This is a genomic window from Pseudomonas sp. BNK-44-b, from assembly GCF_047456245.1.
GTDB classification, from domain to species: domain Bacteria; phylum Pseudomonadota; class Gammaproteobacteria; order Pseudomonadales; family Pseudomonadaceae; genus Aquipseudomonas; species Aquipseudomonas machongensis.
This window is the reverse complement of record NZ_CP179908.1, coordinates 272,913-285,435: the sequence shown is the minus strand read 5'-3', so window position 1 is coordinate 285,435 and position 12,523 is coordinate 272,913. Positions and strand designations below refer to the sequence as shown.

Here is a 12,523-nt window from a genome sequence, read left to right as displayed (position 1 = left end):
CGACGCCGCACATGCCCAAAGGATTGAATCGCGCCATTGGCGCCTTGCTGGCCATCGTGGCCCTGTACAGCCTGCTTGGCTTCTTCATTCTTCCCGGTGTGGGCCTGCGCATCGCCAACCAGCAACTGGCGCAGTACGCCACCATGCCGGCGCACCTGCAGCGTATCGAGTTCAACCCGTTCAGCCTTGAGCTGACGTTGTGGGGCCTGCAGATCGGCGAGCCGGGCAAGGAGCAGGTGGCCTTCGAACGCCTCTACGCCAACCTCTCCCTCGACAGCCTATGGAGCGGCGCCCTGCACCTGGACGCGGTAGAGCTGGACAAGCCGCGCACCGAGCTGCTGTTCGCCAAGGACGGCAGCCTCAACCTCAGTCAGCTGTTCAAGCTGCCGCCGAGCGAGCCGAAACCGGACGAGCCGCCGAGCGATCCGTTCCCGCTGCGCATCGCCAGCATCAAGCTCAACGAAGGCTATCTGCACTTCCAGGACCTGCGCCCGAGCGAACCCATCGAGTTCCTCTACGACTCGATGAACCTCGAACTGAAGAACCTCAGCACCTTGCCGGACGACAGCGCCGACATGACGCTGGTCGCCAACGGCCCCAATGGCGGGCGTATCGACTGGAGCGGCAACCTGAGCCTGTCGCCCATCACCTCCGAAGGCACGCTGAAGATCACCGACAGCAAGATGAAGCTGTTCTGGCCCTACGTACGTGATGCTGTACCGCTGGTGCTGGAAGACGGCGTGCTCAGCCTCGATACCCACTACAAACTGAACCTGTCCAAGGAAACCGAGCTGCTGCTCGATAACGCCTCCGTGCGCGTCGCGCCCTTCGCCATCAAGGCGCCCGATGGACGCCCGCTGGCGCGCCTGGCCAGCCTTGAGGTCAGCGAAACCTCCATCGACCTGGCCAAGCAGCTGGTGACCGTCGGCAAGATCCGCAGCGAAAAACTCGAAACCTGGGCGGCCCTCGAACGTGACGGCCAGCTCGACTGGCAGAAACTCTTCGCCAGTCAGCCCGCCAAAGCCACCCCCAAGGAAAAGGCCGAGCCCGCCACCGCAGCGCCGCCCCCCGAGGAAAACGCCGCCAAGCAGCCCAGCAAACCCTGGCAGGTTCTGCTCAAGGATGTTCAGGCACGCAACTACATGATTCACCTGGCCGACCGCAGCCAGAAAGAGCCCGTGGCACTCGATGTCGGGCCGCTCAACCTGGACATGCAAGGCTTTGACAGCCTCAACAAGTCGCCCTTCACGCTCAAGCTCGACACCGGCGTGGGCCGCCAAGGCAAGCTGCAGGCTGCCGGCCAGGTCAACCTGGCACCGGTCACCGCCAAGCTGGACGTCAGTACCCGCGACATCGACCTGCGCGTAGCCCAGGCCTACATCAGCCCGTTCATTCGCCTGGAGCTGCGCAGCGGCATGCTCGCCAGCGATCTCAAGGTCGACCTCAAGGGCACCGAGCCACTGGCCTTCAGCGTGGCGGGCAAGGCCCAGGTCAACCAGTTGCACACCCTCGACACGATCAAAGGGCGCGACTTCGTGAAATGGCAGCAGGTGAACGTCGATGGGCTGTCCTATGTGCACGGCGATGCCCTGTCGATCGACAAGGTCACCCTGTTGCAGCCCTACGCGCGCTTCATCATCAACGAAGACCGCACCACCAGTGTCGACGACCTTCTCATCCCGCAACCTGCTGACGCACCAGCCGCCAGCCAAGCGAAACCGGCCACAGCCAGCAATGAAAAGCCACTGGGCATCCGAATCGGCCAGATCGATATCAACGATGGCTCGGCCAACTTCGCCGACCTGACATTGACGCCCAACTTCGCCACCGCCGTGCAGCAGTTGAACGGCCAGATCGGCACCATCGACAACCGCAAGCCGCTCCCGGCGAAAGTGGACGTCAAAGGCAAGGTCGATCGCTACGCGCCGGTGACCATCAAGGGCGCATTGAATCCGTTCGACCCGATGGCCAGCCTCGACATCGCCACCAGCTTCAAGCGCGTCGAACTGACCACCCTGACGCCCTACTCCGGCAAGTTCGCCGGGTTCCGCATCCGCAAGGGACGCCTGAATCTCGACCTGCACTATGTGATCACCAAAGGCCAGCTCAAGGCCGAGAACAAGGTCGTGGTCGAGCAACTGCAACTGGGTGAAAAAGTCGACAGCCCCGATGCCGTCGACCTGCCTATTCGCCTCGCTGTCGCGTTACTCAAGGATACCGAGGGCAAGATCTCCATCGAGCTGCCTGTCACGGGCGATCTCAACAACCCGCAGTTCAGCGTCATGCCGATCGTCTGGCAGACCCTGCGCAACCTGGTGCTGCGTGCGGCGCAGGCGCCGTTCAAGTTCATCGGCGGATTGATTGCCGGTGGCGGTTCGGAAGATCTGGGCAACGTATCCTTCGCTCCCGGCTCCAGCGATCTCAGCAGCGAGGCCCAGTCGGCCCTGGACAAGCTGGCCTCGGCCCTGCAACAGCGGCCGGAACTGCGCCTGGAGATCGAAGGTACCAGCGCACAGAGCAGCGACGGTCCATTGATCGCCCAACAGCGTCTGGAACGCGAATACCAGGCGACCTGGTACAAGATTCTGCAGCGGCGAGGTGACAAGGTACCGGCCAATGCCTCGATGCTGGTAGTCGACGACAGCGACAAGCCGGCCATGCTCGAGGGCATCTACCGCACCCGTCTCAAGCAGCAGCCACCTGCGGAATGGGAAAAGCTCAGCCGCGAAGAGCGCACCACCAAGCTGCGCGAGGCGGTGCTCAAATCCTGGGCCGAAAGCGCGGCCTTGCTGCGCAACCTCGGCCAAGACCGGGCGAGCAGCATCAAGGACTACCTGGTAGACAAGGGCAAGCTGGAGGATGACCGGGTGTACTTCATCGACACCACCCTGGGGCAGGCCGAAAGCGACGGGCGAGTGATCACCCCGATGCATCTGGACGCAGAGTAATCCCTGAACGATTTCAGACGCGCAAAGAGAAAGCCCCGGCAGATGCCGGGGCTTTCTCTTTGGGTGGCCAGATCCTTCTGACCGACGGGACAATCCTTATTCAGCTTTCAGCGCTTCAGCGGTCACGCTTTTCACGCCTTTAACGTTCTGGGTGATGCGCACCGCTTCTTTCTTCTGCGATTCGGTTACTTTGACATCGGAAGAAAGGGAGACAACACCGTGGCTGGTTTCAACTTTGATATCGCTGCCTGGGATGCCTTTTTCGGTCAGCAGATCAGCCTTGACCTTGGTGGTGATCCAGGTGTCCGAGGTTTCTTGCTTGGCGTCGGCCACCGGTTGGTTGGAAGCCAGCATCACTGGAGCTTGGGTAGCCTCTGCGGCGAATGCGCCGTTAGCCATCGACAGAGTCAGGGCGGTAGCAGTAGCGGCAGCAATGGCAAACTTCTTCATGTGGGTCACTCCTGTTTATTCGAAAGATCTGCGCCGAGGTTCCTGGCTGCAGGTATGAAGGTAGTTGCAGGGGCTGTGCCAGTTTTTCCGCTTCGCTTGATTCCTTTAAAAACAAAGAGTTACGGCATTTCACTTGTCAGGAGAGTCGTGCAATTTGCAACCCCGACGAAAAAACTGCATGCAAGATGCAAGTCCAACAGGTTTTTCTGCTCGCATAAAAAAAGGACCTCCGAGGAGGTCCTTTTTTCAGTCATTGCCGATAAGGCTTAGACACCCGATGCCTTGGCAGCGGCGACGTCCTTGATCGACAGCTTGATACGGCCGCGGTTGTCCACGTCCAGTACCAGTACTTCGACTTCCTGGCCTTCTTTCAGCACGTCGGTAACCTTCTCTACACGCGCATCGCTGAGCATGGAGATGTGCACCAGACCGTCCTTGCCTGGCAGGATGTTGACGAAGGCGCCGAAGTCGACGATACGCTCGACCTTGCCGACGTAGATCTTGCCGATCTCGGCTTCTGCGGTGATACCCAGGATGCGCTGCTTGGCAGCATCTGCCGCTTCCTTGGTTTCGCCGAAGATCTTGATCGAGCCGTCGTCTTCGATGTCGATCGAGGCCTTGGTCTCTTCACAGATGGCGCGGATGGTGGCGCCGCCTTTACCGATGACGTCACGGATCTTGTCGGTGTCGATCTTCATCGCGATCATGGTCGGGGCGTTGGCCGACAGCTCGGTACGCGACTGACCGATGATCTGGTTCATCTGGCCGAGGATGTTCAGGCGAGCTTCCAGGGCCTGGCCCAGGGCGATCTCCATGATCTCTTCGGTGATACCGTTGATCTTGATGTCCATCTGCAGCGCGGTAACACCTTTGGCGGTACCGGCAACCTTGAAGTCCATGTCGCCCAGGTGGTCTTCGTCACCCAGGATGTCGGTCAGGATCGCGAACTTCTCGCCTTCCTTGACCAGGCCCATGGCGATACCGGCAACCGGCGCTTTCATTGGAACGCCAGCGTCCATCAGAGCCAGGGAAGCACCGCAGACCGAAGCCATGGAGCTCGAACCGTTGGATTCGGTGATTTCCGAAACGACGCGGATGGTGTACGGGAACACGTCAGCGGCAGGCAGCATGGCCTGGACCGAGCGACGAGCCAGACGGCCGTGACCGATCTCGCGACGGCCAGCACCGCCCATGCGACCACATTCGCCTACCGAGAACGGCGGGAAGTTGTAGTGCAGCATGAAGGGGTCTTTCTTCTCGCCTTCGAGAGTGTCCAGCAGCTGGGCGTCACGGGCGGTGCCGAGGGTGGCAACGACCAGGGCCTGGGTTTCACCACGGGTGAACAGTGCCGAACCGTGAGTCTTGGGCAGAACACCGACTTCGATGTTCAGCGGACGTACGGTCTTGGTGTCGCGACCGTCGATACGCGGCTTGCCGTTGACGATGTTTTCGCGAACGGTGCGGTACTCGATTTCGCCGAAGATGTCTTTGACTTCGCTCGCCGATGGCTGGCCTTCTTCACCGGAGAACTTGGCGATGGCCTGGTCACGCAGCTCGCCCAGACGCGCGTAGCGGTCGGCCTTGACGGTGATGGTGTAGCCCTGGGATACGGCTTCACCGAACTCGGCACGAATAGCGTCGAACAGCGCAGTGTTGGCAACGGCTGGTTTCCAGTCCCAGGTTGGCTTGCCGGCTTCGGCGGCCAGTTCCTTGACGGCCTTGATCACAGCCTGGAACTCGTCGTGGGCGAACAGCACGGCGCCCAGCATCTGGTCTTCGGTCAGCTCCTGGGCTTCCGATTCGACCATCAGTACGGCGTCGGAGGTACCGGCAACGACCATGTCCAGGCTCGAGGCAGCCAGTTGCTCGTAGGTCGGGTTCAGCAGGTAGCCGGTGCTTTCGTGGAAGGCAACGCGGGCGGCGCCGATCGGGCCTTCGAACGGAATGCCGGAGATGGCCAGGGCAGCCGAGGTACCGATCATCGCAGCGATGTCCGGATCGGTCTTCTTGCTGGTGGAAACCACGGTGCAGACGACCTGCACTTCGTTCATGAAGCCTTCAGGGAAGAGCGGGCGGATCGGACGGTCGATCAGACGCGAGGTCAGGGTTTCTTTCTCGGAAGGACGGCCTTCACGCTTGAAGAAACCGCCAGGGATCTTGCCAGCGGCGTAGGTCTTTTCCTGATAGTGCACGGACAGCGGGAAGAAGCCCTTGCCTGGATCGGCTTGCTTGGCACCGACCACGGTCACCAGCACGGTGACATCGTTGTCGACGGTGACCAGCACGGCGCCGGTGGCCTGACGGGCAATGCGGCCCGTTTCGAGAGTGACGGTCGATTGACCGAACTGGAACGTCTTGATTACCGGGTTCACGGTTTCCTACCTTTTCAGTGGCTCTTGGGGGAACTGGGAAAACTGGGATCTTGCGAATTCTTGGGCGGAAGGGAGTGTCGACTCCGTTGACCGTCCAGATACAACACGAGGCTGGGAGCCTGGGCGTCTTGCGAAAAATTCGCTCGACGGCATCAGGCTGCCAACCTCGGAGATACGCGTGGCGTGTCCAAGGGTAGCGCTGACAAGCAGCGCTCCCCAAGCATGCGACACGCCATGCACACCACTGGCCAGTCCGCTATTAGCGACGCAGGCCCAGGCGACCGATCAGGGCGCTGTAACGAGTGGTGTCTTTGCCCTTCAGGTAATCCAGCAGCTTACGACGCTGGTTGACCATACGGATCAGACCACGACGGGAGTGGTGGTCTTTTTCGTTGGCCTTGAAGTGGCCTTGCAGCTTGTTGATGTTGGCGGTCAGCAGAGCAACCTGCACTTCCGGGCTACCGGTATCGCCGGCGGCTTGCTGGTAATCGGCAACGATCTGAGCTTTTTCTTCGACGCTGAGGGCCATTTGGCTTCTCCTGATAAACGGATCCCGCAAGCGGGGTCCAATAGGCCAGGGACTTGAATCCCTGTATTAATAAAAAGAGGTATGACCGTGCCTACTGACAGCCATCCTCGGTTCCCCAGCGCACGACCGAAGCCCTGCCCTGTGGTTTCGGTCATTCCGACCGAATCAGTCGACGCGGCGCAATGCGCCCGTCTTCGCTCACTTCACCGATACCGATGAAGCGACCATTGTGATCCTGTACCCGGACCATGCCGAACTGCGGCGCGTCCGGTGCTCGCACTGCCTGACCGTGCAGCCAGTAGAACGCGCTGTGCTCGGACAACAGCACCAGCGGCCAGTCCTGCAGCCCGCTGTCGGACGGCATGAGGAAGCGATCGAGTGCTTCGTTGCCGCCTTCGGCATGGGCCTGCTCGAGCTCCTCGAGCGTCACGGTCTGCGCCAGGGCGAAAGGCCCGGCCTGGGTGCGACGCAATTCTGCGACATAGGCACCACAGCCCAGCACCTCACCGATATCCTCGACCAAGGTGCGGATATAGGTACCTTTGCTGCAGCCGACCGAGAGGCGCGCACGGGTGCCTTCACACTCGAGCAACTCCAAGCGGTTAATAGTAACAGAACGCGCCTCGCGCTCCACTACCTCTCCTGCACGCGCCAGCTTGTAAAGCGGCTGGCCGTCACGCTTGAGCGCCGAGTACATCGGCGGCACCTGGCGGATTTCACCTCGAAAACGCGGGATCGCGGCTTCGATATCGGCGCGACCAACGGTCACCTCGCGGGTCTGCAGCACCTCGCCTTCGGCGTCTGCGGTGCTGGTAGTCTGCCCCAGCTGCATGACGGTTTCGTAGCCCTTGTCGGAATCGAGCAAGTACTGCGAAAACTTGGTGGCCTCACCAAAGCAAAGCGGCAAAACACCGGTGGCCAGTGGGTCGAGGCTGCCAGTATGGCCGGCCTTTTCTGCATTGAGCAGCCAGCGGACCTTCTGCAACGCTGCATTGGAGGTGAAACCCAAGGGCTTGTCGAGCAGGATGATACCGCTGACGTTACGACGGATACGTTTGACCTGGGCCACCGCTTACTCCTTGGTGTCCAGCTCGTCGGCATCCTTGTGCAGGCGATCTTCGGCCACCGCACGTTCGATCAGTGCCGAGAGGTGAACACCCCGGCTGACACTTTCATCGAAGTGGAAATGCAGTTGTGGAACGCTGCGCAGTTGCATCGCCCGCCCGAGGTGCAGACGCAGGAAACTGGCGGCACTGTTGAGCGCCTTGAGGGTCTGGGGCACGGCGTCGGCGTCATCCTGGCCCATCACGGTGATGAAGACCTTGGCGTGACCGAGATCACGACTGACGTCGACCGCGGTGATGGTCACCAGGCCCACACGTGGATCCTTGACTTCACGGCGGATCAACTCGGCCAGCTCGCGCTGCATCTGGTCGCCGATGCGTTGGGTACGGCTATATTCTTTTGCCATTTTTGCTACCTGTATCTTAAAGCGGCAAACGCCCGGTCAGGCGGGTGTGCCTGACCGGGCGTTACCTTCAGAGGCCCAGCCAGCCGCCTTGCGACGGGGCCTGGGCCGCGCCCATCCCTTACAGGGTACGGGCAACCTGGACTTTCTCGAAGACTTCGATCTTGTCGCCGACCTTGACGTCGTTGTAGCTCTTGACGCCGATACCGCACTCCATGCCGTTACGCACTTCGGCGGCGTCGTCCTTGAAGCGACGCAGCGATTCCAGCTCGCCTTCGAAGATCACAACGTCCTCGCGCAGTACGCGGATCGGACGGTTGCGGTACACGGTACCTTCGATGACCATACAGCCAGCGATGGCGCCGAACTTCGGCGAACGGAACACATCACGCACTTCGGCGACACCCAGGATGTTCTCGCGAACATCGCTGCCGAGCATGCCGGTCAGGGCTTTCTTGACGTCTTCGATGATGTCGTAGATCACGTTGTAGTAACGCATATCCAGACCTTCCTGCTCGACGATCTTGCGCGCGCCGGCATCGGCACGCACGTTGAAGCCGAACAGTACTGCATTCGAAGCCAGCGCCAGGTTGGCGTCGCTCTCGGTGATACCACCGACGCCGCCACCGATGACGCGCACCTGAACTTCGTCGTTGCCCAGGCTGCCGAGCGAGCCCTGGAGTGCTTCCAGAGAGCCGCGCACGTCGGTCTTGAGGACGATGTTGAGGGTCTTCTTCTCTTCCTGACCCATGGTCTCGAAGATGTTTTCCAGCTTGCCGGCGTGAGCACGGGCCAGCTTGACCTCGCGGTACTTGCCTTGACGGAACAGGGCGACTTCACGTGCCTTCTTCTCGTCAGCGACCACGGACAGCTCGTCACCGGCTTCCGGGGTGCCATCCAGGCCGAGGATCTCGACCGGGATCGACGGGCCGGCTTCCTTCACAGGCTTGCCGTTCTCGTCGAGCATGGCACGTACACGGCCATAGTTGGAGCCAACCAGAACCATGTCGCCCTGACGCAGCGTACCGTCCTGAACCAGGATGGTGGCGACCGGACCGCGGCCCTTGTCCAGACGCGACTCGACGACAACGCCACGACCAGGTGCGGTCGGGGTGGCGGTCAGCTCGAGAATCTCTGCTTGCAGCAGGACGGCTTCGAGCAGTTCGTCGACACCGGTACCCATCTTCGCCGAAACCTTGACGAACGGAGTGTCACCACCCCAGTCCTCGGAGGTCACGCCTTCGACGGCCAGTTCGTTGCGGATGCGATCGAGGTCGGCACCCGGCTTGTCGATCTTGTTCACCGCGACCACCAGCGGAACACCAGCAGCTTTCGCATGCTGAACGGCCTCACGGGTCTGTGGCATCACGCCGTCGTCCGCCGCCACCACCAGGATGACGATGTCGGTCGCCTTGGCACCGCGGGCACGCATTTGGGTAAACGCAGCGTGGCCCGGAGTATCGAGGAAGGTGACCATGCCGCGGTCGGTTTCCACGTGGTAGGCACCGATGTGCTGGGTGATACCACCGGCTTCGCCAGCGGCGACCTTGGCACGACGGATGTAGTCGAGCAGCGAGGTCTTGCCGTGGTCGACGTGGCCCATGACGGTCACGACCGGCGCGCGGGACTCGACTTCACCTTCGAACTTCAGCGATTCGGCCAGGGAGTCTTCCAGGGCGGTATCGCTGACCAGGGTGACCTTGTGGCCCAGCTCTTCGGCGACCAACTGAGCGGTCTCCTGGTCAAGCACCTGGTTGATGGTGACCGGAGTACCCAGCTTGAACATGAACTTGACGACTTCGGCAGCCTTGACCGACATCTGCTGAGCCAGCTCGGAGACGGTGATGGTCTCGCCGATGCTGACATCACGGATGACCGGACCAGTCGGGCTCTGGAAGCCGTGCTGGTTGCGCTTCTTCAGCTTGCTCTTGCCGCCACGGCCACGACGCGCGCCATCGCTCTCTTCGTCAGTGGTGCGCGGTGCAGCGCGCGGAGTCGGAGCTTTTTCCTTCTCCTTGACCTTGACCTTGATCGACACGCGAGGGGCTTCGCCACGACGCTCACCACCGGCGCCACGACGGTCGTCGTCACGGGTGCGGTTTTCGTTGCGACGGTTCTCGTCCTTCTTGCGCTCGGCGGCACGTGCGGCGGCGTCATCGGACACCGGGGCATCGGCCACTACAGGCTCGGCAGCAGCCGGAGCCGATTCGGCACGTGGCGCAGGCGCCGCAACCGGAGCTTCGGCGGCCTGACGGCGAGCCTGCTCTTCGTTACGCTGGCGAGTCTCGGCCTCGACCTTCTCACGCGCAGCATTCTCAGCGGCACGGCGCTCTTCAGCCTCACGCTTCTGCTCGGCCTGGATCTCTTCCGGGCTGCGCTGCACGAATACTTTCTTCTTGCGTACTTCTACGCTGATGCTCTTGCTACCGGCGACACGCAGGGTGCTGGTGGTCTTGCGCTGCAAGGTAATCTTGCGTGGCTCTTCCGCCTTGCTCTTGTGGCTGCTCTTCAGATGAGTCAGCAGAACCTGCTTCTCATTGTCGGTCACTACCTGACCGGCGTCGGTGTGCGGCAGACCTGCCTCACGCATCTGCTGCAGCAGGCGCTCTACCGGTGCCTCGACCTCTTGGGCCAGTTCTTTCACCGTGACTTGCGTCATGCACTTCTCTCCTCAGGCCGCGCCTAATTACTCGAACCAGTGGGCTCGGGCGGCCATGATCAACTTGCCGGCACGCTCTTCGTCGATGCCGTCGATGTCGAGCAGGTCGTCGATCGACTGCTCGGCCAGGTCTTCGCGGTTAACCACGCCGCGCACCGCCAGTTCCGCCGCCAGGTCCTTGTCCATGCCCTCGAGGGAGAGCAGGTCTTCGGCCGGATGGGCGTCTGCCAGTTTTTCTTCGGTAGCGATGGCTTTGGTCAACAAACGGTCCTTGGCACGAGCACGCAGCTCGTTGACGATTTCCTCGTCGAAGCCATCGATGTTGAGCATTTCTTCCAACGGTACGTAAGCAATTTCTTCGAGGCTGGTGAAGCCTTCGTCGACCAGCACCTGTGCCAGCTCTTCGTCGACTTCCAGTTCCTCGATGAAGTTACGCAGGATGTCACCTGTTTCAGCTTGCTGCTTGGCCTGGATATCCTTCTCGGTCATCACGTTCAGGGTCCAGCCAGTCAGCTGACTGGCCAGGCGAACGTTCTGACCACCGCGGCCGATAGCCTGCGCCAGGTTGTCCTCGGCAACGGCGATGTCCATTGCGTGGGCATCCTCGTCAACGATGATCGCCGCGACTTCGGCCGGCGACATGGCGTTGATGACGAACTGTGCCGGGTTCTCGTCCCACAGGACGATATCCACACGCTCACCACCCAACTCACCGGAGACTGCCTGGACGCGCGAACCCCGCATGCCGATGCAGGCGCCTTGAGGATCGATACGCTTGTCCTTGGAGCGCACGGCGATCTTGGCGCGCGAACCCGGATCACGGGACGCTGCCATCACCTCGATCAGGCCCTCGGCGATTTCCGGCACTTCGATGCGGAACAGCTCGATCAGCATCTGCGGTGCGGTACGCGACAGGATCAACTGCGGGCCACGGTTCTCGGTGCGGATTTCCTTGAGCAGTGCACGCAGGCGCACACCGACGCGGAAAGTCTCACGCGGGATGATGTCTTCGCGAGCCAGCAGCGCCTCGGCATTGTTGCCCAGGTCGACGATGACGTTGTCGCGGGTGACCTTCTTGACGGTGCCGGAGATGATCTCGCCGACACGCTCGCGGTAGGCGTCGACCACCTGGGCGCGCTCGGCCTCACGGACCTTCTGCACGATGACCTGCTTCGCGGTCTGGGCGGCGATACGACCGAACTCGATGGACTCGATCTTCTCCTCGATCACGTCGCCAATCTTGGCGTCCGGATGAGAGTCCTTGATCTTGTCCAGCCAGGTTTCGATCGCCGGATCGTCCAGGTCGTTTTCGTCGACCACGGTCCAGCGACGGAAGGTCTCGTAGCTACCGGTGTGGCGGTTGATTTCCACACGCAGATCGACTTCGTCTTCAAAACGTTTTTTGGTTGCAGTAGCCAGGGCCACTTCCAGCGCTTCGAAAATGACGCCGGGTGGTACACCCTTTTCGTTGGATACCGATTCAACAACCAGCAGTACTTCTTTGCTCATCGTACGCCTCGCCTTGCGCAAGCCATTAGGCCCGGAATGTCCGCCGGGCCCGGCACGTCTCAGTCAAAACTGGGAATAATATTGGCCTTGTCGATCGAGTCGATCGGCAGCAGGAATTCGTTGGTATCCACCTGGATCACCACGTCCTGATCCTCCACACCGCGGAGAAGGCCCTGGAAGTTACGACGACCCTCGAAGGGCGTACGCAGCTTGATCTTCACTTGCTCGCCCGCATGCGAAGCAAACTGTTCCAGTGTGAACAGCGGGCGATCCATGCCTGGAGAGGACACCTCAAGGGTGTATTCACTGCTGATCGGATCTTCCACATCAAGAATGGCGCTGGCCTGACGGCTGACCGCCTCGCAGTCGTCCACCAGGATGCCGTCTTCCTTGTCGATATAGATGCGTAGTACCGAATGCTTACCCTGGGAAACGTATTCGATCCCCCAGCACTGATAGCCCAGACCCTCGACAACCGGGGCCAACAAGGCCTGCAACTGTTCTAGCTTGCTCGACACCTGAACCCCCTCGTGCATGCTGTGCAAATAAAAAATGGGCGAAGCGCCCATCCCTGAAAGCGCCGTTGAA

General features: G+C 61.0%; 9 protein-coding genes. 1 reads left to right on the top strand and 8 read right to left on the bottom strand.

Annotation, left to right across the window (positions count from 1 at the left end):
- Positions 1-11 precede the first annotated feature (11 nt).
- Positions 12-2,948: a DUF748 domain-containing protein gene (locus ACMGGG_RS01390; RefSeq protein WP_414154746.1), complete on the top strand. Its 2,937-nt coding sequence runs from the start codon at positions 12-14 to the stop codon at positions 2,946-2,948.
- A 96-nt stretch (positions 2,949-3,044) separates the two neighbouring features.
- Here ACMGGG_RS01390 and ACMGGG_RS01385 read toward each other — a convergent pair whose 3' ends face one another.
- The 8 genes from ACMGGG_RS01385 to rimP all read right to left on the bottom strand — a co-directional run bounded on the left by ACMGGG_RS01385 (position 3,045) and on the right by rimP (position 12,453).
- Positions 3,045-3,398 (bottom strand): BON domain-containing protein, encoded by a 354-nt coding sequence (locus tag ACMGGG_RS01385; RefSeq protein ID WP_063542739.1) that lies wholly within the window; start codon positions 3,396-3,398, stop codon positions 3,045-3,047.
- 266 nt (positions 3,399-3,664) lie between these two features.
- Positions 3,665-5,770 carry a polyribonucleotide nucleotidyltransferase gene (gene pnp, locus ACMGGG_RS01380; RefSeq protein WP_063542737.1) on the bottom strand — a complete coding sequence of 702 codons (2,106 nt, stop codon included), beginning with the start codon at positions 5,768-5,770 and terminating at the stop codon, positions 3,665-3,667.
- 259 nt (positions 5,771-6,029) lie between these two features.
- A complete protein-coding gene (gene rpsO / locus ACMGGG_RS01375; RefSeq protein ID WP_029613930.1) occupies positions 6,030-6,299 on the bottom strand; it encodes a 30S ribosomal protein S15 in 270 nt (89 codons plus the stop codon).
- Positions 6,300-6,450: 151 nt separating this feature from the next.
- Positions 6,451-7,368 (bottom strand): tRNA pseudouridine(55) synthase TruB, encoded by a 918-nt coding sequence (gene truB / locus ACMGGG_RS01370; RefSeq protein ID WP_065861581.1) that lies wholly within the window; start codon positions 7,366-7,368, stop codon positions 6,451-6,453.
- 3 nt (positions 7,369-7,371) lie between these two features.
- On the bottom strand, positions 7,372-7,770 hold the full coding sequence (gene rbfA / locus ACMGGG_RS01365; protein WP_054892610.1) for a 30S ribosome-binding factor RbfA: 399 nt from the start codon (positions 7,768-7,770) through the stop codon (positions 7,372-7,374).
- Between the two features lie 118 nt (positions 7,771-7,888).
- Positions 7,889-10,426, bottom strand: a complete 2,538-nt coding sequence (gene infB / locus ACMGGG_RS01360; RefSeq protein ID WP_063542733.1) for a translation initiation factor IF-2 — start codon at positions 10,424-10,426, stop codon at positions 7,889-7,891.
- A gap of 27 nt (positions 10,427-10,453) precedes the next feature.
- On the bottom strand, positions 10,454-11,935 hold the full coding sequence (gene nusA, locus ACMGGG_RS01355) for a transcription termination factor NusA (RefSeq protein WP_054892612.1): 1,482 nt from the start codon (positions 11,933-11,935) through the stop codon (positions 10,454-10,456).
- A 59-nt stretch (positions 11,936-11,994) separates the two neighbouring features.
- Complete coding sequence (rimP, locus tag ACMGGG_RS01350; RefSeq protein WP_054892673.1) at positions 11,995-12,453, bottom strand: ribosome maturation factor RimP; 459 nt, start codon at positions 12,451-12,453, stop codon at positions 11,995-11,997.
- Positions 12,454-12,523: the final 70 nt, after the last annotated feature.